This is a genomic window from Bradyrhizobium frederickii (assembly GCF_004570865.1).
In the GTDB taxonomy this organism is placed as follows: Bacteria; Pseudomonadota; Alphaproteobacteria; order Rhizobiales; family Xanthobacteraceae; genus Bradyrhizobium; species Bradyrhizobium frederickii.
On the sequence record NZ_SPQS01000012.1, the window covers coordinates 141837 to 163624 of the forward strand.

The window sequence follows — 21788 nt, forward strand, 5'->3', positions numbered from 1 at the left end:
GACGCAAGTTGCGCCCGCCGCACGGAACGCCTTCGACCTCGCCGCGTTGGCAGCGCATGTCCATCCGCTGCACCGTCGAAAGCGCATTCTTCATTGCCTGGAGCTGCCTGGAGCAGAGCGGCGAGCTCGGCCCGCCGGACGAGAGCGCGAACGTCCTTCTCGACGCCATCGAAGCCCAGCTCAGGACCGGCGAACGCCGGCAGCTGATGCTGGCCAACAGGGCGATCGACGCCTATCGCGCGCACGCGGCCGAACGCCGATCCACAGGGGACCGCGAAGCCCGCGTCGTCGGGTGATGTTTCATCGCAGCATGCGGGGCCAGGCGGCAAAGGCCGGCGCGCGAACTTTTCGGCCCCGAGCCTCGCCTTGTGTGCACTTTGGAACCGTTGGTTCCGCCACGGAAACGTAGGGTTCTGACCGGCGCCGATTCCCGGCCAGCCAAGAGAAGAGACTGTGACCGGTCGGCCCCAGAACGATCTGCTCCGGCAGCTCGCCCCGCGAGATTTCGAACTTCTTGCACCTCATCTCCAGCCGGTCGACATCGAGGCGGGCCACATCCTCCATCACGCCGGCGACGCCGTGGCGGCGGTCCATTTCCCCTGCGGCTCCACGCTCGTGTCGTTCGCCGTTCCGGTCGAGGATGATCGCGAGGTCGAAAGCCTGCTGGTGGGACGCGAGGGTGCGGTGGGCGTTGCCGCCGGCCGCAATGCTTCGCTGGCTTATTCCCGCATCGTCGTGAAGCTCGGCGGCCCGCTCGTCCGGCTGCCGCTGCGCGCGCTCGAGCAGGCGCAGCAGAGGTCGGCCGCGCTGGAAGAGGCGTTTTCGCGCTATGCCGATTGCCAGTTCGCGCAATTGCTGCAGAACGCGGCCTGCAACGCCGCGCATTCGATCGAGCAGCGCGCCGCCAAGTGGATCATCTCCACGCAGGAGCGTATCGGCCAGGCCGAGATCCCCCTCACCCATGAGCAGCTCGCCGGCATGCTCGGCGTCTCCCGCAGCTATGCCAGCCGCGTCATCCAGATGTTCAAGGCGCGGCGCATCCTCGCCACCCGGCGCGGCGCCATCCTGATCCTCGACGCAGCGGCGCTCGCCGCCAGAGCCTGCTGCTGCAACGATTGGGTGAAGAAGCATTTTGACGAAGTGCTCGGCGCAGCATCCGCCGATGGCTAGCATCCCGGCGGTCTCACGCCCGCGGCGACTGCCGTTTCTGGTGCAGATAGGTCGGGCTGAAGTCGCCGAGCCGCTGCAAGTCGCGCCATTTCAGGACGATCAGCTCGCCCTCACGCAGATCCATGGCGCCGCTGCGCCGGAGCTCGGCGAGCGTCCGGTTCACGGTCGCGATCGCCATGCCCAGCGTCTCGCCGAGCTGCGCCAGGCTGATCGGCAAGGGGCAGCGATTGCCGCGGACGAGCTGCGCGGCGCGGGCGCGGTAGAACAGCTCGCAGAACAGGTGCGCCATGCGCGCCTGCATCGGCCGGGCGCTGTTGTTGGTGATGGCCTCGCGAAAGATCGCGGCATCGAGCAGCGTCTCGCGCCAGACGGCCAGCCCAAAGCTCGGCCGCCGCCGGAACGCGATGAACAATTCGCGGTGCGGGATGAAGGCGACCGAGGCGGGCCCCAGCGCGCTCAATCCGTGGTCCATCTGGTCGATGAACAGGCCCTGCGCGTCCGGCAGGTCGCCGGTGAGGTGGAAGGCGAGATATTGCCGCCCGCCGCCGCCGAGCAGATGGTAGCGCGCGACCATGCCCGAGACGACCAGCGCCGAATGCTCGGGTTCGTCGCCCTGGCGGATGAAATCCTCGTTCGATTCGAAATCGCGCAGCGTGAAGGTGAGCGCGCGGATCTCGGCGAGATCCTCCGGTGCGAGCGCAGTGTGCTCGCACAGGTTCCGGATCAGCACGTCGTGGGCTTTTTCCATGGGGCCGCCAAAAATCGCGCCGGTTCTATCAAATGATACGTCCGGCTTGGCTTCAGCGGACTAGAACGCGTCTCGGAAGCAGAGGTTGCTAATCGATCTGCGACCGTACCGGGTCGCATCCAGCCCGTCACCTCGACGACGAGCCGAGCCGTCCCTTCATGAGCGCTACGACGATCCTGGAAAATATCCGCAGCCTGTTCACGCCGGATGCGAGCGAGCACCTCGACAGCATCGAGAATGCCTTCGTCGAAGGCACGCTGAAGCAGCCGGTCCGGCCGATGTCCGATCAGGAACTCGCCCGTGCTATTCGCGAGTTCCGCTCTGCGCCCGTCTCCGACTGGACCCTCGCAAGGCTGTCGGAGCGCTTCGTCGCGGCATCCAGGCCGCGCGAGGATTGAACCGGCACGCGAGGCTCATGCCGCATCAGAAGTTCATCGCGCGTCTGCAGGCCGTCGAAGACCTGTCCGAGGACGAACGCCGTCAGATCGCCGTCCTGCCCGCCACGCTGCGCCAGGTCGCCGACGGCGAGACCGTGCTGCGCCAGGGCGAGACCGTCTCGCGCTGCGTCTTCGTCGTGCACGGCTTCCTCTACCAGACCCGCATCGTCGGCGACCGCAGCCAGATCCTCGCCTTCCACGTTCCCGGCGACATGCCCTGCCTGCACACGCTGCTGGTCTCGCCGATCGATGCAGACCTCGTCGGCCTCGGACCGACTATCGTCGGCGCGGTCGCGCACAGCCAGCTCAAGCAGCTTCTCGACGGCTCGGTCCATTTGACTCGCGCGTTCTGGCGCGAGACGCTGATCGATGCGGCGATCTCGCGACGATGGATCGCCCGCCTCGGCGCGCAGGCGGCCCTGGCCAAGGTCGCGCACCTCATCTGCGAGCTCGCCGCAAGGCTGGAGCTCGTCGGCCTTCTCAACGACGGCTGCTTCCAGATGCCGATGACGCAGCGGCACGTTGCAGATGCCTGCGGACTCTCGATCGTCCACGTCAATCGCACCATCCAGGAGCTGAGGCATCGTGGATTGATCGCCTGGGAGGGCAGCGAGATCGAGCTGCTGCAACCCGAGGAGCTGCGCAGGCTTGCGGACTTCGCGCCGGACTATCTGAGCTGAACGCGGCCAGCTAAATTTCCGTGCGACTGCCGGCGACAAGCATTGACAAGTTCCAGCCCGCAGTGATGTTGGTTCCATTACTAAGGGGGACGCAACCGGGCTTACGCTAGCCGTCCGCATTGCGCGCGTCCCTGGAAGGCTGGTGAGATGTCGTTTGCGACGCTCGGTGCCCGGCCAAGAGGGCACTGGGAATGTCGCAGGGAGCGAGGACTCCAAGCCAGGGCGTCAAACGCGGTCGGACCGCCATAGCGTCGTTGGCCGCGCTAAGACTGTCCCTGGCGACACTGGCATGGACTGTAACGACACAAGCGCAGGCTCAAAGCTGGAACGGCGCCACCCCGGATTGGTTCACGGCCGGCAATTGGACGCCCGGTGGCGTCCCGACCAACGCCACCAACGCAACCATCGACACCAGTTCGCCTAACGCGGCCGTCATCTCGTCCGGCAACGCTCAGGCGCAGACCGTTATCATCGGCTTGTCGGCGACCGGAGGCCTGACCATCCAGAACGGGGCGACGCTGTCTGATTCGGTCGGGGCCCTCGGGCGCTTTCTCGGCGCGACCGGTACGGCTACGGTTGATGGCGCAGGCTCGTCCTGGAGCAACTCCGCCGATCTCTCCGTCGGCTATTCCGGCGCCGGCACGCTGACGATCCGGAACGGGGGCGCGGTGGGCAACCAGTCCGGGCATGTCGGCCGCGGTGCCGGCGCGACCGGCACCGTGACGGTCGACGGCGCGGGCTCAACCTGGACCAATCACATCGCGCTCTATGTCGGCAATTCAGGCACGGGCACGCTGACGATCCAGAACGGCGGCACGGTGAGCAACGGCGCCGACGCGTTCATCGGCGTCAATTCCGGCGCAACCGGCAGCGTGACGGTCGACGGCGCGGGCTCAACCTGGACCGATACCGGCAATCTCTATGTCGGCCAAACCGGCACCGGCGTGCTGACGATCCGGAACGGCGGCGCGGTCAGCAACGGCGCCGACGGACATATCGGCGCCAATTCCGGAGCGACCGGCACGGTGACCGTCACAGGCGCCGGCTCGTCCTGGACCAATTCCGGCACAGTCTCGATCGGGGAAGCCGGCAACGGTACGCTGACCATCGCCAGTGGCGGTGCGGTGAGCAACACGACCGCCAAGATCGGCGCCAATGTCGGCGCGACCGGCACGGCGACGGTCACCGGCACGGGCTCGTCCTGGACCAATTCCGGCAGTCTCTCGGTCGGTCAGGACGGCACAGGTACACTGACGATCGCAGGCGGCGGCGCGGTCAGCAACACGGTCGGCGCGATCGCCGCCAATGCCGGTTCGACCGGCAGCGTGACGGTCACCGGTGCCGGTTCGTCCTGGACCAATTCCAGCAATTTCTATGTCGGGCAAAACGGCACCGGCACGCTGACGATCGCAGACGGCGGCGCGGTGAGCAGCTTGATCGGGATCATCGGCGCCGCTTTGGGAACGACGGGCACAGTGACGGTCACTGGAGCCGGATCATCCTGGACCACCTCACTGGCTATGGATGTCGGACTCAGCGGCACCGGCGTACTGACGGTCGCCAATGGCGCCGTCGTCTCGGCGTCTTCCGTGACGCTCGGCAATTTGGCCTTTTCAGTGGGAACGCTGAATATCGGTGCCGCGTCCGGTCAGACAGCCGTCGCGCCCGGTGCGCTGAACACGCCGTTGGTCAGGTTCAGGACCGGCACCGGCTACATCGTGTTCAATCATACGGCATCGAACTACATCTTCGCCCCCGTCATTTCCGGCAGCTTCGGCACGGTAACTGTGGAGGCCGGCACCACCATTTTCACCGCCGCCAGCAACTACACCGGCGCGACCACCGTCAACGGCGGCACGCTTGCGGTCAACGGCTCGATCGTGTCGAGCACGACGGTGAACAGCGGCGGCACGCTGTCCGGCATTGGCATGGTCGGATCGGTGACCGTGAACAGCGGCGGCAGGCTCGCGCCCGGTTCCGGTGCACCCGGCTCGGTGCTGACCATTTCCGGCAGCCTCGCGATGCAGTCGGGCGCGCTTTATCTCGTGCAGCTCGGATCGGTGACGGCCTCGCGCGCCGACGTCTCGGGCACCGCGACGCTCACCGGCGCGGGCGTGCAGGTGAGACTTGCTCCGGGAAGCACGGTTGCAAAACAGTCCACGATCCTGCACGCGGCCGGCGGCCTCGGCGGCACAACCTTCGCAGGCGCCAGCGCGACGAACTTCGTCGCCAGCCTGAGCTACACGCCGACGGATGTGCTGCTCAATCTCTCGGCCGCCCTCGGCGCCGGCACCGGGCTGAACGTGAACCAGCAGAACGTTGCCGATGTGCTCAACAACGCCTTCAACGGCGGCGGCGCGCTGCCGGCTAATTTCGCAAGCATCTTCGGCCTCACCGGAGGCAATCTCGGCACCGCGCTGTCGCAACTCTCCGGTGAACCCGCGACCGGGGCGCAGCAGGGCACATTCCAGTTCATGGGCCAGTTCCTGGGCCTGATGCTCGACCCGTCCACGGGCGGGCGCGACGGCGCCGGACGGACGGCGCTCGGCTTCGCACCAGAACGCGCGGCCGTGCCGGACGACATCGCCCTCGCCTATGCCAAGGCGACGAAGACGCCGCTCGACAAGGCTCCGTCGGTCTTCGAGCCGCGCTGGAACGTGTGGGCCAGTGGCTTCGGCGGCACCGGCAAGACCAATGGCGACGCGGTCATCGGCAGCCACGACATCACCGCGCAAGTCGCGGGCGGTGCCGCGGGGCTCGATTATCACCTGACCCGCGACGCGATGGTCGGCTTTGCACTCGCCGGCGGCGGCACCCGATGGGACCTCGCGCAAGGACTCGGCGGCGGCAAGAGCGACGCATTCCAGGGCGGCGTCTATGCGGCGGTGCGCTCCGGGCCGGCCTATGTCGCCGCCTCGCTGGCGGCGGCCAGCCATTGGGTGTCGACCGACCGCTTCGCTGCTTTCGGCGATCATCTCACCGCACGCTTCAACGCGCAGAGCTATGGCGGGCGCATCGAAGGCGGCCATCGCGTCGTGACGTCGCTCGCCGGGATCACGCCCTACGCGGCGCTGCAGGCGCAGAGCTTCCGCACGCCGGCCTACAGCGAGACCGATCTCACCGGCGCCGGCTTCGGCCTCGCCTACACTGCGCGCAGCGCGACCGACACACGCGGCGAGCTTGGCGCCCGCTTCGACCGCGCCATGCTGGTTGCGCCCGACACGGCGTTGACGCTGCGCGGCCGCCTCGCCTACGCGCATGACTGGGTCAGCGATCCCGCGCTGTCAGCGGTGTTCCAGACGCTGCCGGGGGCGAGCTTCGTCGTCAACGGCGCGACGCCGGCGAAAGACAACGCGCTCATCTCCGCCGGGGCCGATCTGCATCTCGCCCGCGGCATCACGCTATCGGCAAAGCTCGACGGCACATTCGCCGAACGCGCCCAGACCTATGCGGGCACCGGCACGCTGCGTTACCGCTGGTAGCCCGGCTCGTCGAAGAAGGGGCGCGCCTATCGCATTTGGGAGCGCCTTCTCTGTGGCCATCCTTCGATGGCGCGCGTTCAGCTCGTGAAGAATGCCATAGGCGATTGCTCTGCACTGGCGGGGGCGTCGTGAACGATCCTTGGCGCCGCTCTGCGACCCGTGGCAAAACCGCAAGATCGGTCGAGCACCTCCTGCCCGCATAGGCTTTAGCTGGCGCTGCCACGGAGAACGGAACGATGACGGCGGCGCTTCGCAACTACCATGCCCGGATGCAGCGGGTGCTGGATCACATCGACCGGCATCTCGACGACGATCTTGACCTGGATGCGCTGAGCAGCGTCGCCTCCTACTCGAAGTATCATTTCCACCGGCAGTTCACGGCGACCTTCGGGCTGTCCGTGCATCGCTATATCCAGCTCGCCCGCATGAAGCGCGCTTCGTACCGATTGGCCTACAGCGACGCCGTAAGCGTCACGGATATCGCGATGGATGCCGGCTACGACGCGCCTGACGCCTTCGCCCGCGCCTTTCGGCAACGGTTCGGGCAATCGCCGTCGTCGTTCCGGAAGTCTCCCGACTGGGAGCCGTGGCTCGCGGCCTTCGGGCCTCTCGACAATGCGAGGAGCAAGTTCATGCAGAAGACCTTTACCAGCGACGACGTGACGATCTGCGATGTGCCGACGACGGCGGTGGCGATCATGGAGCACCGCGGCGATCCGGCGACGCTTCCCGCCACCATCCAGCGGTTCATCGCCTGGCGCAAAGCCGCCGGCCTGCACCCGAGCACGAGTCCAACCTTCAACGTCTGGCGGTCCGAGCGGCGGCCGGCCTCGCCTGCCGACTACAGCGTGGACCTCTGCGTCGGAACCGACGAGCCGATCGAGGCAAACGGGGCAGCGATCAAGGCCGGCGAGATTCCGGGCGGACGCTGCGCCGTGCTGCGCGTCGTCGGCAACACCGACAATCTCGAGCCCGCCGCGCTGTTCCTCTATCGCGACTGGCTTCCGGCCAGCGGCGAGGAAGCCCGCGACTTCCCGATCTATTGCCAGCGGCTGAGCTTCGTTCCTGATGTCGCCGAGCACGAGGCGGCCGCGGATCTGTTCCTGCCGTTGAAATGAACTGCTCTCACCGCATGCATCGTCATTCCCGGATACGTGCGCGTGCCCCGGACGCAGAGCCGGGGCCCATGCCGCACCGGAGTCCAGAGCGCTGGGTCCTGGCTCTGCGCAGCAGCGGAAGAACGCCGCAGCGCGTCCGGGATAGGAGGGCGAGTTACGCCGCCGCCCTCTGCCGCGCCACCAGCGCTTCGCCAAACGCCTCGAACAGCTTGCGGTTGATCGGATTGTGCTGGGGATCGTATTCGGCGTGCCATTGCACGCCGAGCGCGAAGCTCGGGGCTTCCGCGATCCGGATCGCCTCGATGGTGCCGTCCTCGGCGACGCCCTCGATCAGCACGCGCTTGCCGGGATCAAGAATGCCCTGGCCGTGCAGCGAATTGACCCTGATCTTCTCGCAGCCGAGAATCCTCGCGAACGCCCCGCCCGGCGTCAGGTCGACATCGTGGCGGTCGGCGAATACGACGGTCGGATCGGGATGAATTTCGCCGTTCTCGAGCCGTGGCATGCGATGGTTCATACGGCCGGGAATTTCGCGGATCTCCGGATGCAGCGAGCCGCCGAAGGCGACGTTCATCTCCTGCAGGCCGCGGCAGATGCCGAACAGCGGGATGCCGCGGGCAACGCAGGCAACGGAAAGGGCCAGCGCCACCTCGTCGCGGTGGATGTCGTAGGGCTCGTGCTTTTCGCAGGGGTCGACGTTGAAACGGGTCGGGTGCACGTTGGCCCGGGCGCCGGTGAGGATGATGCCGTCCACGGTGTCGAGCAGCGCCGCAATATCGGTGATGTCAGGCGAGCCCGCGAACATCACCGGCAAGCCGCCGGAAACCTCGGCGACGGCGCGCAAATTACGCTCGCCGACCATCTGGACCTGAAATCGATTTTCGACGCGATGGGCATTCCCGATCACGCCGACGACCGGCTTTCTCATCTGTCGTTCCGCGCCTCGCCGTCAGAAGATTCTCCCAACATGCCCCTCGGATGGAACAAATTCAACAGAAGGGATCGCGGGACGGCAATGCTATTTTCGCGCAAATGCCGCCCGGGCCTCGCCCCCGGCGGGCAGACCGGCGGCCTTCAGCGCGGTTGCCGCGCCATCGCCGCGCGCGGCCAGCCAGGGCAGCTTCGCGTCGATGCCACGCGTCACGGGCTCCCCGAGCACCCCACCGAAATCAATCGGCCAAAACCCGTTGGGCACGACTTCGGCCGAAAGGCCGCGGATCGCATAGCCCTCGCCCAGAACCGCCTCCGCATGGTCGGCGGCGACGAGCCGGGCGGTCGTGGGATCGCCGGGATCGCCCAAGCTCAGGAGCACGGGAACGAGGTCTGCCTGCACCGGGACCACGCCGGTCTGCCGGTGCATATCGTTGAACGAGACGCGGTTGCCGCGTGCGGCGCCGTAGGCGCGGAGCGCGACATAGTTGATGTCGTCAAAGTCCAGCCTGGTGCCCTGCCAGTGCGCCAGCGAGGCCACCAGATTCTTGCCCTGACCGAGGTCGACGAACACCGCCTCCCCGCGCATCGTGGTGCGGCCGCCGCGGTTGTAATTGCGGTCGGGCACGACGGCCACAATGCCGGATCCGGACTTGATCCCGTCGGGCGTCGTCACCTCGACCGTGAGGCGATATTTGTGGCCGGGCCGGTGGATGCGGATCTGGTCGCCGATCACGAGCACGGCCAGGAGTCCGAGAAGACCGGCCCATTTGCTGATGAAGCTCAAACCGCCCCCGTCGTTCTGTCCTCACCGCTCTGCACCGTCGGCGTGCCGGCGTCAAACCAGAGCGTTGACGCGGTCTTGATCGGAAGCGCGTTTATCGAGAGAGTGCGGCGCTCTTGGCTGCGAAAGGACCCGATGTGACCCTAACCAAAAATGAACGCTCCCTCACCCGCAGCGAACTGGCCCGGGATCAGGCCTGGGCGATCTCGGTCGGGGGCATCGGCGTCGTGCTGTTCACCGCGCTGCTTGTCTTCACCTGGTATTTCGCGGCGACATTGCTGCTGATCTTCACCGGCATGCTGCTCGGTCTCGGCCTCAACGCGCTGACGATCGCGCTCGGTCGCCGCGTGCCTCTGCCGCATGCGGTGCGGCTCGCGATCGTCTGCACCGCGCTTGGCTTGATGCTCGCCGGCATCGCCTATCTCGGCGGCGCCACCATCGCCGAGCAGGCTTCGCTGCTGAGCAAGACCCTCAAGTCGCAGCTCGCCAATGTCAGGTCGTTCCTCGACAGCCACGGCATCGACACCAGCTTCTTCGATCTCGGCAACGGCGGAGCCGATTCCGCGGTCAGTCCGCCGGCGGAGACGAGCCCCCCACCGCCGACGCCCTCACGCAGCGCCTTGCCCGGCGCGGGCGCGCTGGCCTCCAGCGGCGGCGCGATCGTGAGCCAGACCTTCAAGGTGCTGCTCGGCACCATCCACGGTGTCGGCAACATCTTCATCGTGCTGTTCCTGGGCTTCGCCTTCGCCGCCCAGCCGGCCGTCTATCACGACGGCCTCTTGTTCCTGGCGCCGGCCAGGCACCGCACCCGCGTCACCCTCGTCATCGACCGCATAGCCGAGACCCTCGAGCGCTGGCTGATCGCGCAGATCATCGTCATGCTCGCGGTCGGCGTGGTGACCTGGATCGGCCTCGCCCTCATTGGCATTCCCGGCTCGTTCATCCTGGGAATTCAGGCCGGCCTGCTCGCCTTCATCCCGACTGTCGGGGCCATCATCGCCGGCGTCATCGTGGTGCTGGCAAGCCTTGCCTCGGGCTGGATCCCGGCCCTGTCGGCCTTTCTGCTCTTCATGGGCGTGCACGCCATGGAGAGCTACGTGCTGACGCCGGTCCTGCAACGGCAAGCGCTGGACATTCCGCCGGCCACGCTATTCGCGTTCCAGATCCTGCTCGGCGTCGTGTTCGGAATCTGGGGCCTGGCCCTGGCGCTGCCGCTGGTCGCCATCGCCAAGGTCATGATCGACCATTTCAAGACTTATGAGGCGGCGCCGCTGATGGAGGCGGCGTGAGGCGGCCCGCCTCGGCTCAGGTCGTCAGCACGGTCTCGGTGTGCTCGACCTCGGGGGGCGACGCGAAATACTGGCCGACGAGGCCGCGCCATTCGGTGAAATGCTCCGAGCCGCGGAAATCGACGGTGTGGTTCTCAAGCGTCGCCCACTTCACCATCAGCCGGTAGCGTTGCGGCTTCTCGATCGACTTGTGCAATTCGAAGCCGTGAAAGCCCTTGGAGCGGCCGAAAGCGGCCTTGGCTTTGGCGACGGCGGCCTCGAAGTCCTTCTCGCTGCCCGGCTTGACGTCGATTTGCGCGATCTCGGTGATCATCGGTTTCCACCCTTCTTGTTCGATGGGGGTGTCTAGCGCAGCCGGCGAAAAAGAAAAAGGCGCCGAAACGGCGCCCCGGTCGGCCCAAATATGCAGATCTCTCAGACCAGCAGCAGGACCGTGCCCGCCACGATGAGGGCGCAACCGACGAACAGCGCGAGCGGCCAGGTGCTGCGGCGGCTTTGCGTGTAGCGGCCCTGCGCGCGGCGCTCGCTGATCAGCGCGCTCTCGTATTCATCCGCGGTCGAGAACAGACAGGCGAAACCGCTGCGTGCCGAGGCCGCAGCGGCTTCGAGCGACATCAGGGCGGCTTGCGGGTTCTGTCGACGGATCGATTCCATGACCGCAATGGTAGGGATCGAATGGTAAACAGAGCATTACCGCAAACGCCGCCTCGCGTCTCAGGCGGTGGCCGGCCGCGCCTGCGGCGCACCGACCCTCGCGGCGCTCTGGCGGCGCCAGTTCTCCAGCGACAATGGCAGCTCCTCCGCCGCCTCGACGCGGTTACGGCCGCCGCGCTTGGCCTGGTAGAGCGCGGTGTCGGCGGACGCCAGCAGCACCTCGAGCTCGGTGCCGGCAGGCCCGCCGGCGACGCCGATGCTGACGGTGGTATCGACCGGCCCCTCATCGACCACGACGCCGGAGGTCTCGAACGCCTCGCGCACGCGCTCGGCGACCAGCACGCCCTCCTCCAGCGAGCACGGCAAGAGCGCTGCGAATTCCTCGCCGCCGATGCGGCCCGACAGGTCGGAGATGCGTAAATTGCTGACGACGACGGTCGAGAACAGCTTCAGCATCTCGTCGCCGGCGGGATGGCCGAAGCGGTCGTTGATCGACTTGAAGTGGTCGATGTCGAAGATCATCACGGTCACGGGGCGCCCGGCCTTGGCCTCGCGCTCGATGACGCGGCCGCAGGCCTCGGAGAAGCCGCGGCGGTTGAGCATGCCGGTCAGGGGATCGGTGGAAGCCGCGGTCCGGTGCGCGGTCACCGTGCGCTCGGACACCAGCATGAAGATCACGAAGACGGTACCGACGGCATAGAGGATGAGCTCGACCGCGAATACGGTGACCCAGATGCTGCCGGAGAAGCCGGCATCGTTCGGGCGCAGGAAGCTGCCGATCAGGATCGGCAGCATCAACACGCAGCCGTGCATCACCGGCATCACGAAGGCCGGCCAACGTCGTTGCAGACTCTTGCGCCGTTCGGTCCAGAGCTCGCTGGCGGTCAGCGCCGCATAGACCGAGACGATGCCGGCGCCGACGATCATGCGCAGCATGGATGCCGCGGGATCCAGCAATGTCACGGCGGCGACCCAGGCGAGCGCGCCGAGCACGAGACCCGGCCAGTTCGGCTTGCGGCCATGGAAGACGCGCGCCGCGTTCCACACCATGCCGCAGGCAACGAAGCCGACGGCATTTAACGCCAGATAGAGATGCGGACCGAGTCTGTCGCCGGCCGCGGTCCATAGCGCGACGGACGCGGCACCGAGCAGATAGGCGGTGCCCCACCATTTCAGTGCAGGGCTGTTTTCCTGCCTGCCGAAAAACACCATCATCGCGCCGAGCAATGCGGCAACCATGGTGGCGACCAAATAGAGCGTGATGCTATCGAGCGACATCATGTCGGCCCCCTTTAGATCATAGCAGTTACGCGATCGGCACATCCGATTTGCGCGCCCTTCCGAAGGCGACGCTAGGTCTGGCGAGTTCCATTCAGGTTTTCGCGGGATGCCAAGTTTTCCTGAAACACGCCCTCAATTTGCGTACAAACGAGCAGCAAAAAGGGCGCTGAAATCAGCGCCCTTTTGCATCTCATTGAAGCCGCTTTCGCGGCGAATGCGACAAAAGCGATTAACGCTTCGAGAACTGGAAGGAGCGGCGGGCCTTGGCCTTGCCGTACTTCTTGCGCTCGACCACGCGCGAGTCGCGGGTGAGGAAGCCGCCCTTCTTGAGCACGCCGCGCAGCTCCGGCTCGAAATAGGTCAGCGCCTTGGAGATGCCGTGACGGACCGCGCCGGCCTGGCCGGACAGGCCGCCGCCGGCGACGGTGCAGATCACGTCGTACTGGCCCGAACGCTGGGCCACGGAGAACGGCTGCTCGATCATCATGCGCAGCACGGGACGGGCGAAATAGACCTCGACCTCGCGCGAATTGACGGTGACCTTGCCGGCGCCCGGCTTGATCCACACGCGGGCGACCGCGTCCTTGCGCTTGCCGGTGGCATAGGCGCGGTTGAACTTGTCGACCTTCTTCTCGTGCTTGGGCGCGTCGGGCGCGGCCGCCGTCTTGAGCTGCGAGAGCTGGTCGAGCGACTGGATGGATTCGGCCATGTTATGCGGCCCTCGTGTTCTTGCGGTTCAACTTGGCGATGTCGATCTTCTCGGGCTGCTGCGCCTCGTGCGGATGATCGGCCCCGCCGTAGACACGCAGGTTGCCCATCTGCACGCGACCGAGCGGGCCACGCGGAATCATGCGCTCGACGGCCTTCTCGAGCACGCGCTCGGGATGCTTGCCCTCGAGGATCTGGCGCGCGGTGCGCTCCTTGACGTGGCCGACATAGCCGGTGTGCTTGTAATAGGTCTTCTGCTCGCGCTTGCGACCGGTGAGGACCGCATGCTGCGCGTTGATGATGATGACGTTGTCGCCGCAATCGACGTGCGGGGTGTAGGTCGGGAGGTGCTTGCCGCGCAGGCGCATGGCGACGATGGTGGCGAGACGGCCGACGACCAGACCCTTGGCGTCGATCAGCACCCACTTCTTCGTCACCTCAGCCGGCTTTGCCGAAAAGGTTTTCATGTCAGAGTTTCCGTGGACGGGGAGCATCGGCGCGAACACCGCACCGGACTGCGCGGGTTCTAGAGAAGAGACGCGCCACGGTCAATGCCCAGCAACGTAAATTACGTCTGTAATATCAATTACTTATAAATATGGTGCTATATTACCTGCAAAAAGCTCAAACATTTGGAATGGAATAGGTCGAGGTGACATGGGCGATCGGGTCGGGCGAAGTGCCGGACAACAGCTTCACCTCCCCGACCGCCAGCCGCTTGCCGAGCTTGAGCAGCCGCGCCTCGGCCAGCACGTCCTGGCCGGGCAGGCCCTTGCGCAGGAAGTTGATGTTGAGATTGGTGGTCACGGCGAGCCCGACCGGCCCGATCGCGGACAGGAGCACCACATACATGGCGAAATCGGCCAACGCCATCAGCGTCGGGCCGGACACGGTGCCGCCCGGCCGCAGCATCCTTTCGCTGTAACGCTGCCGCAAGAGGCAGGTCTGGCCGTCCGCGCTTTCGATCGTGATGTCGTCGCCGCTGAAGGCCTGGGGAAACTCGTGACGGAGGAACTGCTCGACCTCTGCCACGCTCAATTTCGCTAACGCCATGCTGTTCCCCGCCCTCGCTTCGCTTGCCCTGTTACATTAAGTTATCTGCGTCATCCAATTGCAATCATTTAGCGGAAATCGCGTCAATGTCCGTCACGGCCGCCCGCGCCCCCTCCCCGCAACCGCCGATCCTGCTGCGCGAGACCTCAGGTTCCATCGCGGTCCTGACGCTGAACCGCCCGGCCGCGCGCAACAGCCTGTCGGCCGCGATGATCGCGAGCCTGCATGCGGAGCTCGATGATATCCGCGACGACAAGGCGGTCCGCGGCGTCGTGATCGCCGCCAACGGCCCGGCCTTCTCGGCCGGTCACGACATGAAGGAGCTCACCGCGCGCCGCACCGATCCCGATCGCGGCCGCGCCTTCTTCGCCGAGATGATGAATGCCTGCAGCGCCATGATGCAGGCCATCGTGCATCTGCCGAAGCCTGTCGTCGCGTCCGTTCAGGGCATCGCGACCGCGGCCGGCTGCCAGCTGGTTGCCAGCTGCGATCTTGCGATCGCATCGGAGGACGCCAAGTTCGCCACGCCCGGCGTCGACATCGGCCTGTTCTGCTCGACGCCGATGGTGGCGCTGTCGCGCAACGTCCCGCGCAAGCAGGCCATGGAGATGCTGCTGACAGGAGAGCCTGTCACGGCCGAGCGGGCTCGCGAGATCGGTCTCATCAACCGCGTCGTGCCCGCCGGCACCGAACTCGGTGCCGCCATCGAGCTCGCGCAACAGGTCGCGCTGAAATCCGCCTACACCGTCAAGCTCGGCAAGGAGGCGTTCTACCGCCAGGCCGAGATGAGCCTTGCGGACGCCTATCGCTATGCGGCAGAGGTGATGACCGAGAACATGATGGCGCGCGACGCCGAGGAAGGCATCGGCGCCTTCATCGAGAAGCGCAAGCCGACATGGCGGGATGAATAGAATTCGTCATTGCGAGCGCAGCGAAGCAATCCAGACTCCCTCCGCAGTGACAGACTGGATTGCTTCGTCGCTTCGCTCCTCGCAATGACAGCAGCAAAGAAGATCCGATGAACCACGACGCCTATCCCGACAATTACATCCGCGGCATCCTCAACAGCGTGAAGTCGATCGCGATGGTCGGCGCCTCGCCGGTCAACGTGCGGCCGAGCTATTTCGCGTTCAAATACCTGGCGCAGCGCGGCTACGACATGATCCCGGTCAATCCGGGCCATGTCGGCAAGGAGCTGCTCGGAAAACCCTTTGTCGCCTCACTCTCGGACATCGGGCGTCCGATCGACATGATCGACATCTTTCGCAATTCCAGCCACATCATGCCCGTGGTCGAAGAGGCGCTCACGCTCGATCCGCTGCCGAAGGTGATCTGGATGCAGCTCGGCGCGCGTGACGATGCCGCGGCGGCGAAGGCGGAATCGGTCGGTATCAAGGTGGTGATGAACCGCTGCCCCAAGATCGAATATGGCCGCCTGTCGTCCGAGATATCCTGGATGGGCGTGAATTCACGCACGCTGAGCTCCAAGCGCGCGCCGGCACCGACGCAAGGCATGCGGCTCTCCCTCAATCGGATGAGTGTCGGCGGCGGCGATACCGCGGCATCGGATCGCGCCGCGAAAAACAAGAACGAGCAAAGCTGACGCAATCGCGAAGGATTCGTTTCGCGAACGCGGCAATGCCTAGCAAGATCACTCCGAACTGACGTGGCGCCTTGACGGCGAGCGCGGCGCCCATCAGCATGCCGCGCGATTTCAGGCCACAAGAACAGGACGCCCTCAATGAGCGATCGCCTTCCGGGATTTTCAACCCTCGCAGTGCATGCCGGTGCACAGCCCGACCCCACCACCGGCGCGCGCGCGACTCCGATTTATCAAACCACCTCGTTCGTGTTCAACGACGCCGACCACGCCGCCTCGCTGTTCGGCCTGCAGGCATTCGGCAACATCTATACCCGCATCGGCAATCCCACCAATGCGGTGCTGGAAGAGCGCGTCGCGGCGCTCGAAGGCGGCACGGCCGCGCTGGCGGTGGCCTCGGGCCATGCCGCGCAGGTCGTGGTGCTGCAGCAATTGCTGCAGCCCGGCGACGAGTTCATCGCCGCGCGAAAGCTCTACGGCGGCTCGATCAACCAGTTCACGCACGCCTTCAAGAGCTTCGGCTGGAACGTGGTTTGGGCCGATTCCGATGACATCGCGAGCTTCGAGCGCGCGGTGACGCCGCGCACGAAGGCCATCTTCATCGAATCCATCGCCAATCCCGCCGGCAGCATCACCGACATCGAGGCGATCTCGACGGTGGCGCGCAAGGCGGGCGTGCCGCTGATCGTCGACAACACGCTGGCCTCGCCCTATCTGATCCGCCCGATCGACCACGGCGCCGACATCGTCGTGCACTCGCTGACGAAATTTTTGGGCGGTCACGGCAATTCGCTCGGCGGCATCATCGTCGATGCCGGCACCTTCGACTGGTCCACCGGCGGCAAATATCCGATGCTGTCGGAGCCGCGGCCCGAATATCACGGCATCCGCCTCCAGGAGACCTTCGGCAATTTCGCCTTCGCGATCGCCTGCCGCGTGCTCGGCCTGCGCGATCTCGGCCCCGCGCTGTCGCCGTTCAACGCCTTCATGATCCTGACCGGCATCGAGACCTTGCCGCTGCGCATGCAGAAGCACTGCGACAACGCCAAGGCGGTCGCCGAATTCCTCGCCGGACATCCGGCGGTGGCCTCGGTCAATTATGCGGGCCTGCCGAGCGACAAGTACAACCGGCTCGCCCGCAAATACGCGCCGAAGGGCGCAGGCGCCGTGTTCACCTTCAGCCTGAAGGGCGGCTATGACGCCGGCGTCAACCTGGTGTCGAAGCTGCAGCTGTTCTCGCACCTCGCCAATGTCGGCGACACCCGCTCGCTGGTGATCCACCCGGCTTCGACCACGCACAGCCAGCTCGACGACGCCGCCAAGATCAAGTCCGGCGCCGGCCCCGACGTGGTGCGGCTCTCGATCGGCATCGAGGACAAGGAAGACCTGATCGCGGATCTGGAACAGGCGCTGGGGGCGTAATTTGCCGCGTCGTTCCGGGGCGCGCGAAGCGCGAACCCGGAACCTCACATAGCATCACCATCTCGAGATTCCGGGCTCGGAATGACGGTCGCTTTGGCGACCGTCAGTTAACAGTCATTAACCATATCTGCCCCATACATCGTCCTTGGATCGCCCCTTTGATTCGGAGCCGACGATGCTGCGCTGGATGGTGCCTGCCCTGACAGTGATGCTGACGGTCTCGGCTGCCGTTGCTGCCGACTTGCCGGCCACGCCGAAGCGGCGGGCCGTCGCGCCGCAGGAGCCGCCGCAGGTCTATGTCGAGACTGATCCGGATGCACTGATCTCGCCGGCCTATGGCGTCGGCAGCTACATCCGCAATCTGCCCGGCACACCGCTCCTGCCCGGCTCTCACACGCTGCCCGGCTATTACGGCCGTCCTTGGGACTACGACTATCAGGGCGCCTATTACGGCGGGAAGCAGGTCGATTATTTCTGGCGCCTGCCCTATGCGTGCGGTGTTTACGGCTATTGCTGATCAGTCGGCCGATCTGATCAGCCGGCCTGACCGACCGGAACCGCGCGCGGCTGCGCGTGCGTCTGCTGGCGCGAAGCGAGCCGTTCCACCTGCATCACCGCAAGCGTCAGCACCGCGATCGCGACCGCCTGGTGCGACAGCGCAAGGTCGATCGGCACCTGGTTGAGCAGCGTGAGGATGCCGAGCACCGCCTGCACGCTCACCGCGGCGAGCAGCCACAGCGCCCCGGCCGCGCCTGCGCGCGAGCGCACCGCGTCGATTGCGTGCAGCAACGCCAGCACGAACAGCGCATAGGCGGTCATGCGGTGCTCGAACTGCACCGTCAGGAGGTTGTCGAACATGTTGCGCCACCACGGCGTCTCGAACCACAGCCGCTCGGCCGAGGGAATGAACGCGCCGTCGATCTGCGGCCAGGTGTTGTAGGCGCGGCCGGCGCGCAGGCCCGCGACCAGCGCACCGAAATAGATCTGCACCAACGTTACGACCAGCAGCAGCGCGCTCGTGAGCCGCAGCCGCGCCGGCGCCGAGATCTGCGGCCGCTCTTTGAGCCGCCGCACCGTCCAGACGATGCCGGCGAAGATCAGCAGCGCGAGCAGCAGATGCGTCGCCAGCCGATATTGCGACACCTCGACCCGTTCCGTCAGGCCCGAGGCGACCATCCACCAGCCCACCGCGCCCTGGAGCCCGCCGAGCGCGAACAGCAGCCACAGCCGGCGCTTCAGCTCACCGGACAGACCGCCGCGCCACAGGAAGAACAGGAACGGCAACAGATAGGCGACGCCGATGAAGCGGCCGAGCAAGCGGTGGCTCCACTCCCACCAGAATATCTCCTTGAACTCGGACAGGCTCATGCCGGCATTGAGCTCGCGATATTGCGGGATCTTCTTGTAGGCCTCGAACGCCTCGGTCCACTGCGCCTCCGACAGCGGCGGCACGCTGCCGGTGACCGGCTTCCACTCGACGATCGAAAGACCGGATTCCGTCAGCCGCGTCGCGCCGCCCACCAGCACCATCAACGCGATCAGCGCGGCGACGGAGATCAGCCACCAGCGCACGGCGCGATGCGGATTGGTCGGAACGGAATTCGTCGTCATTCAGGGGTCAAAACCAGGGCTTGAACCGGACTGCGTGCCCCTTATAGTCCCCCGCTCCCGCAGCGCAAGTTACGCGATAACAGCAAGCTCCCGTCATGACGATCCGCACCCGCAAGTTCCTCGGCGCCATTCTGCTCCTGGTGCTGGCCACGGTCTGGGCCCTGCTCGGCATGGCCGCGGCGCAGATGCCGTGGATTGCCGAGTCCGGCTGGCGGCAGGCGATCTACTACGTGGTGGTCGGGATGGGCTGGGTGCTGCCGGCGATGCCGATCGTGAGCTGGATGCAGCGGCCCGACCGCGTCAAGTCTGGCCGGTAGTGCTGCCGGTCGGTTTCACCGGCGCGAAGGCAGCGCCCGACACCAAGACGCGCAACATGCGCAGTGAGCGCACACGGCCGTCCCAGGAGATCCGCGGCAGCGCGCGCAAATTGGTCCGTCCCTCCGCATCCACGATGCCCGGGATGCTCGACACCGCGCTGGCAAAGCCGGCCTCCTCCGCCATGATGACATGACTGCGCCGGAACGAGGCGCGATCGCCGAACGGAAAGGCGAAATGCCCGACCTCGCGGTGGAAGGCGGCTTCCGCAACGGCCTTGCCCATCGTCATCTCCCGCAGCGCCGCACTGTCCTTCATGTTGGCGAGAACAGGATAGTTCACGGTCGCGCTGCCGATCGTGACGAGCGGATCGGCAGCGAGCTTCGCCAGATCCTCCCAATCCATCGACGCCTCGCGCGAGAGTGCGGCAAGGTCGATCCGGTAGCGCGTGCAGAGATCGGCGATCGCCGCCGCCAGATCCGCCGGCGACAGCGAGCGCAACCAACTCTCGAGATGCGCAAACAGTGCCTGCTTCCCGGCCCGATCGGTGACGACGAAGCGCTGCTCTTTCTCGCCCATCATCAGGTTGATGCGGCTCTCGCGCGCGATCACCTGTTCGAGCCCGAGCCACCAGGCCTGTCCGACGCCGTCGGGAAACGCGGTGGGCACGTAGATCGTGAAGGGCACCGCGTGATGTGCCAGAACCGGGTAGGCGAAATCGATGAGATCCCTAGCCGCGCCGTCGAAAGTGAGCGCCACGAAGCGCCGCGGCTCCGGCAACGTCACCGCGCGCCGGCAGACCTCGTCCATGCCGAGAAAATCGTACTCCCAGCGCTTCAGCGCGCGAATGGCGCGGTCGAGGAATTGCGGCGTGATCTCGTGCGCGCGCAGCGGCTGAAACCCGCCGCGCCGCGGGCGCACACGTTCAAAGCGCAGGATGGCGCCGGCACCGCGGCTGCCCAGCGCGGCCCGGCCGGTGAACCAGGCCAGCTCGAGGCGCAGCCGTTCCAGCCATCTGTCGTCGGAGGCCAATATCCCCACCCTTGAGCCCCACCCCTGAGCCTCAACCTTGGCGCCCTCAAGGCGCCCGTTCCCGCTCCCATTGTCCTTACCCTTTGTTGACCTTTCTTTGCAAAGGTCGGCCACAGGCCGATTGACGTCTATTTCTGATTTCTCGACAGGTTTCGCGAATGACCATGGCTGCGGCGATGCAAAGCCGGACGGCAGAAGCGCCAGCGCGGTCGAAAGCGAGCCGTATCGCGCAGGTCGAGATCGTCACCGATCTCGACGCCGCCGAGGCGGTCTGGCGCGGCTTCGAGGAGCCCGGCCACCTCTTCACACCCTACCAGCGGTTCGATCTGCTGAGCCCCTGGCAGCGGCTGGTCGGCGCGCGCGAGGGCGCGCGCCCCTTCGTCGTGATCGCCCGCGACGCCGATCACAATCCGCTGCTGCTGCTGCCGCTCTCGCTGCGCCAAGGCCACGGCGTGCGCACGGCCTGCTTCATGGGCGGCAAGCATACGACCTTCAACATGGGCTTGTGGGACGCCGCCTGCGCCGCGCAGACCAATGCCGCCGATCTCGAGGCGCTGCTGGCGCCGCTCCGCCAGCACCTCGACGTGCTCGCGCTGACGCAGCAGCCGCTGCGCTGGCACGATCAGCCGAACCCGTTTGCGCTGCTGCCGCGACAGAGCGCCATCAACGGCTGTCCGCAGCTGGTGATGGAGCCGGGCGGGCCGCCGGCATCGCGGATCAGCAATTCGCTTCGCCGCCGTCTCAAGAGCAAGGAAAAGAAGCTCCAGGCGCTCGCCGGCTATCGCTACCACCTGGCCACCACCGACGCCGACATTGCCCGCCTGCTCGACTGGTTCTTTCGCGTCAAGCCGGTGCGGATGGCGGAGCAGAAGCTCCCGAACGTCTTCGCCGAGCCCGGCGTCGAACAGTTCGTCCGCAGCGCCTGCCTTGCGCCGCGCGGCGAAGGCCGCGTCATCGACATCCATGCGCTCGAATGCGACGACGAGGTGATCGCGATCTTCGCCGGCGTCGCCGACGGCGAGCGCTTCTCGATGATGTTCAACACCTACACGATGTCCGAGCACGCCCGCTACAGCCCCGGCCTGATCCTGATGCGCTACATCATCGACCGCTACGGCGAGCGCGGCTACCGCTCGCTCGACCTCGGCATCGGCTCGGACGAGTACAAGCGGATGTTCTGCAAGGACGACGAAGAGATCTTCGACAGTTTCGTCCCGCTGACCTCGCGCGGAACACTCGCCGCGATGGCGATGTCATCGCTGAGCCACGGCAAGCGGCTGGTGAAGCAGAACCAGATGCTGTTCGACCTGGCCCGCCGGCTGCGGCAGGCGTTCGGGTAAGCCCCCTCCGCGAACGTCGATATCGTAGGCTGGGCAAAGCGACTTGTCCGCCGTAGCTCGAAGAGCGAAGGCGGAAGCGTGCCCACGTCTTCCGTCACTATATTGGACAGGTGGTGGGCACGGCGCAAGCGCGC

The 21788-nt window shown here is 66.1% G+C and carries 24 protein-coding genes; 13 read left to right on the forward strand and 11 right to left on the reverse strand.

All coding sequences use genetic code 11. The annotated features are described in order from the left end of the window. Window positions 1-56: 56 nt before the first annotated feature. Together E4K64_RS21905 and E4K64_RS21910 are read left to right on the forward strand one after the other, a co-directional pair. On the forward strand, window positions 57-296 hold the full coding sequence (locus tag E4K64_RS21905; RefSeq protein WP_135165382.1) for a hypothetical protein: 240 nt from the start codon (window positions 57-59) through the stop codon (window positions 294-296). Between the two features lie 157 nt (window positions 297-453). Continuing rightward, window positions 454-1170: a Crp/Fnr family transcriptional regulator gene (locus tag E4K64_RS21910; protein ID WP_135165383.1), complete on the forward strand. Its 717-nt coding sequence runs from the start codon at window positions 454-456 to the stop codon at window positions 1168-1170. 13 nt (window positions 1171-1183) lie between these two features. Here the strand turns inward: E4K64_RS21910 and E4K64_RS21915 are convergent, their stop codons facing one another. Continuing rightward, on the reverse strand, window positions 1184-1918 hold the full coding sequence (locus E4K64_RS21915) for a Crp/Fnr family transcriptional regulator (RefSeq protein ID WP_135165384.1): 735 nt from the start codon (window positions 1916-1918) through the stop codon (window positions 1184-1186). Between the two features lie 158 nt (window positions 1919-2076). Here E4K64_RS21915 and E4K64_RS21920 point away from each other — a divergent pair, with 158 nt between their 5' ends. The 4 genes from E4K64_RS21920 (at window position 2077) to E4K64_RS21935 (ending at window position 7635) form a co-directional block, all read left to right on the forward strand. Further along, a complete protein-coding gene (locus tag E4K64_RS21920; protein ID WP_135165385.1) occupies window positions 2077-2316 on the forward strand; it encodes a hypothetical protein in 240 nt (79 codons plus the stop codon). A 17-nt stretch (window positions 2317-2333) separates the two neighbouring features. After that, window positions 2334-3035 carry a Crp/Fnr family transcriptional regulator gene (locus tag E4K64_RS21925; protein WP_135165386.1) on the forward strand — a complete coding sequence of 234 codons (702 nt, stop codon included), beginning with the start codon at window positions 2334-2336 and terminating at the stop codon, window positions 3033-3035. 254 nt (window positions 3036-3289) lie between these two features. After that, window positions 3290-6517: an autotransporter domain-containing protein gene (locus tag E4K64_RS21930; protein WP_167772179.1), complete on the forward strand. Its 3228-nt coding sequence runs from the start codon at window positions 3290-3292 to the stop codon at window positions 6515-6517. Window positions 6518-6753: 236 nt separating this feature from the next. Further along, complete coding sequence (locus tag E4K64_RS21935; protein ID WP_135165388.1) at window positions 6754-7635, forward strand: AraC family transcriptional regulator; 882 nt, start codon at window positions 6754-6756, stop codon at window positions 7633-7635. Window positions 7636-7789: 154 nt separating this feature from the next. On the opposite strand, the gene E4K64_RS21940 is transcribed toward E4K64_RS21935, so the two are convergent. Together E4K64_RS21940 and E4K64_RS21945 are read right to left on the reverse strand one after the other, a co-directional pair. After that, on the reverse strand, window positions 7790-8563 hold the full coding sequence (locus E4K64_RS21940) for a gamma-glutamyl-gamma-aminobutyrate hydrolase family protein (RefSeq protein WP_135165389.1): 774 nt from the start codon (window positions 8561-8563) through the stop codon (window positions 7790-7792). A 90-nt stretch (window positions 8564-8653) separates the two neighbouring features. After that, complete coding sequence (locus tag E4K64_RS21945) at window positions 8654-9352, reverse strand: hypothetical protein (RefSeq protein ID WP_135165390.1); 699 nt, start codon at window positions 9350-9352, stop codon at window positions 8654-8656. Window positions 9353-9486: 134 nt separating this feature from the next. Here E4K64_RS21945 and E4K64_RS21950 point away from each other — a divergent pair, with 134 nt between their 5' ends. After that, entirely contained in the window at window positions 9487-10638 is a 1152-nt protein-coding gene (locus E4K64_RS21950) for an AI-2E family transporter (RefSeq protein WP_135165391.1), read from the forward strand. Window positions 10639-10654: 16 nt separating this feature from the next. Here the strand turns inward: E4K64_RS21950 and E4K64_RS21955 are convergent, their stop codons facing one another. From E4K64_RS21955 to E4K64_RS21980, 6 genes are all read right to left on the reverse strand, one after another. Beyond that, window positions 10655-10951 carry an antibiotic biosynthesis monooxygenase family protein gene (locus tag E4K64_RS21955; protein ID WP_126258470.1) on the reverse strand — a complete coding sequence of 99 codons (297 nt, stop codon included), beginning with the start codon at window positions 10949-10951 and terminating at the stop codon, window positions 10655-10657. 101 nt (window positions 10952-11052) lie between these two features. Then, window positions 11053-11292: a hypothetical protein gene (locus E4K64_RS21960; protein ID WP_135165392.1), complete on the reverse strand. Its 240-nt coding sequence runs from the start codon at window positions 11290-11292 to the stop codon at window positions 11053-11055. A 60-nt stretch (window positions 11293-11352) separates the two neighbouring features. After that, entirely contained in the window at window positions 11353-12573 is a 1221-nt protein-coding gene (locus E4K64_RS21965) for a GGDEF domain-containing protein (protein ID WP_135165393.1), read from the reverse strand. Between the two features lie 229 nt (window positions 12574-12802). After that, window positions 12803-13282 (reverse strand): 30S ribosomal protein S9, encoded by a 480-nt coding sequence (gene rpsI / locus E4K64_RS21970; protein WP_028136031.1) that lies wholly within the window; start codon window positions 13280-13282, stop codon window positions 12803-12805. A 1-nt stretch (window position 13283) separates the two neighbouring features. Beyond that, window positions 13284-13748, reverse strand: a complete 465-nt coding sequence (gene rplM, locus E4K64_RS21975; protein WP_011087726.1) for a 50S ribosomal protein L13 — start codon at window positions 13746-13748, stop codon at window positions 13284-13286. Window positions 13749-13905: 157 nt separating this feature from the next. Beyond that, entirely contained in the window at window positions 13906-14334 is a 429-nt protein-coding gene (locus E4K64_RS21980; protein WP_126258473.1) for a PaaI family thioesterase, read from the reverse strand. Between the two features lie 86 nt (window positions 14335-14420). Between E4K64_RS21980 and E4K64_RS21985 the strand changes: the two genes are divergently transcribed. The 4 genes from E4K64_RS21985 to E4K64_RS22000 all read left to right on the forward strand — a co-directional run bounded on the left by E4K64_RS21985 (window position 14421) and on the right by E4K64_RS22000 (window position 17873). Continuing rightward, entirely contained in the window at window positions 14421-15245 is an 825-nt protein-coding gene (locus E4K64_RS21985) for an enoyl-CoA hydratase (protein WP_135165394.1), read from the forward strand. A 107-nt stretch (window positions 15246-15352) separates the two neighbouring features. Continuing rightward, window positions 15353-15937: a CoA-binding protein gene (locus E4K64_RS21990; RefSeq protein ID WP_135165395.1), complete on the forward strand. Its 585-nt coding sequence runs from the start codon at window positions 15353-15355 to the stop codon at window positions 15935-15937. Window positions 15938-16075: 138 nt separating this feature from the next. Further along, a complete protein-coding gene (locus E4K64_RS21995) occupies window positions 16076-17356 on the forward strand; it encodes an O-acetylhomoserine aminocarboxypropyltransferase (protein ID WP_135165396.1) in 1281 nt (426 codons plus the stop codon). 175 nt (window positions 17357-17531) lie between these two features. Next, window positions 17532-17873 (forward strand): hypothetical protein, encoded by a 342-nt coding sequence (locus E4K64_RS22000; RefSeq protein ID WP_135165397.1) that lies wholly within the window; start codon window positions 17532-17534, stop codon window positions 17871-17873. 17 nt (window positions 17874-17890) lie between these two features. On the opposite strand, the gene E4K64_RS22005 is transcribed toward E4K64_RS22000, so the two are convergent. Continuing rightward, window positions 17891-18967, reverse strand: coding sequence for a COX15/CtaA family protein (locus E4K64_RS22005; RefSeq protein WP_135165398.1), 1077 nt, complete (start codon window positions 18965-18967; stop codon window positions 17891-17893). Window positions 18968-19062: 95 nt separating this feature from the next. Here E4K64_RS22005 and E4K64_RS22010 point away from each other — a divergent pair, with 95 nt between their 5' ends. Continuing rightward, the gene (locus E4K64_RS22010; protein ID WP_126258479.1) at window positions 19063-19284 is read left to right on the forward strand and encodes a DUF2842 domain-containing protein; all 222 of its coding nucleotides are present in this window, start codon (window positions 19063-19065) and stop codon (window positions 19282-19284) included. Here the strand turns inward: E4K64_RS22010 and E4K64_RS22015 are convergent. Beyond that, complete coding sequence (locus E4K64_RS22015) at window positions 19268-20314, reverse strand: polysaccharide deacetylase family protein (protein WP_135165399.1); 1047 nt, start codon at window positions 20312-20314, stop codon at window positions 19268-19270. The genes E4K64_RS22010 and E4K64_RS22015 overlap by 17 nt on opposite strands. 158 nt (window positions 20315-20472) lie before the next feature. Here E4K64_RS22015 and E4K64_RS22020 point away from each other — a divergent pair, with 158 nt between their 5' ends. Then, window positions 20473-21654 (forward strand): GNAT family N-acetyltransferase, encoded by a 1182-nt coding sequence (locus tag E4K64_RS22020; protein ID WP_135165400.1) that lies wholly within the window; start codon window positions 20473-20475, stop codon window positions 21652-21654. The last annotated feature ends 134 nt before the right edge of the window (window positions 21655-21788 follow it).

Coding starts and splice junctions, on each gene's coding strand:
- E4K64_RS21905 (WP_135165382.1), top strand. CDS start 57: ATGTCCATCCGCTGCACCGTCGAAAGCGCATTCTTCATTGCCTGGAGC.
- E4K64_RS21915 (WP_135165384.1), bottom strand. CDS start 1,918: ATGGAAAAAGCCCACGACGTGCTGATCCGGAACCTGTGCGAGCACACT.
- E4K64_RS21920 (WP_135165385.1), top strand. CDS start 2,077: ATGAGCGCTACGACGATCCTGGAAAATATCCGCAGCCTGTTCACGCCG.
- E4K64_RS21925 (WP_135165386.1), top strand. CDS start 2,334: ATGCCGCATCAGAAGTTCATCGCGCGTCTGCAGGCCGTCGAAGACCTG.
- E4K64_RS21935 (WP_135165388.1), top strand. CDS start 6,754: ATGACGGCGGCGCTTCGCAACTACCATGCCCGGATGCAGCGGGTGCTG.
- E4K64_RS21940 (WP_135165389.1), bottom strand. CDS start 8,563: ATGAGAAAGCCGGTCGTCGGCGTGATCGGGAATGCCCATCGCGTCGAA.
- E4K64_RS21955 (WP_126258470.1), bottom strand. CDS start 10,951: ATGATCACCGAGATCGCGCAAATCGACGTCAAGCCGGGCAGCGAGAAG.
- E4K64_RS21960 (WP_135165392.1), bottom strand. CDS start 11,292: ATGGAATCGATCCGTCGACAGAACCCGCAAGCCGCCCTGATGTCGCTC.
- E4K64_RS21965 (WP_135165393.1), bottom strand. CDS start 12,573: ATGATGTCGCTCGATAGCATCACGCTCTATTTGGTCGCCACCATGGTT.
- rpsI (WP_028136031.1), bottom strand. CDS start 13,282: ATGGCCGAATCCATCCAGTCGCTCGACCAGCTCTCGCAGCTCAAGACG.
- rplM (WP_011087726.1), bottom strand. CDS start 13,748: ATGAAAACCTTTTCGGCAAAGCCGGCTGAGGTGACGAAGAAGTGGGTG.
- E4K64_RS21980 (WP_126258473.1), bottom strand. CDS start 14,334: ATGGCGTTAGCGAAATTGAGCGTGGCAGAGGTCGAGCAGTTCCTCCGT.
- E4K64_RS21985 (WP_135165394.1), top strand. CDS start 14,421: ATGTCCGTCACGGCCGCCCGCGCCCCCTCCCCGCAACCGCCGATCCTG.
- E4K64_RS21990 (WP_135165395.1), top strand. CDS start 15,353: ATGAACCACGACGCCTATCCCGACAATTACATCCGCGGCATCCTCAAC.
- E4K64_RS21995 (WP_135165396.1), top strand. CDS start 16,076: ATGAGCGATCGCCTTCCGGGATTTTCAACCCTCGCAGTGCATGCCGGT.
- E4K64_RS22000 (WP_135165397.1), top strand. CDS start 17,532: ATGCTGCGCTGGATGGTGCCTGCCCTGACAGTGATGCTGACGGTCTCG.
- E4K64_RS22005 (WP_135165398.1), bottom strand. CDS start 18,967: ATGACGACGAATTCCGTTCCGACCAATCCGCATCGCGCCGTGCGCTGG.
- E4K64_RS22010 (WP_126258479.1), top strand. CDS start 19,063: ATGACGATCCGCACCCGCAAGTTCCTCGGCGCCATTCTGCTCCTGGTG.
- E4K64_RS22020 (WP_135165400.1), top strand. CDS start 20,473: ATGACCATGGCTGCGGCGATGCAAAGCCGGACGGCAGAAGCGCCAGCG.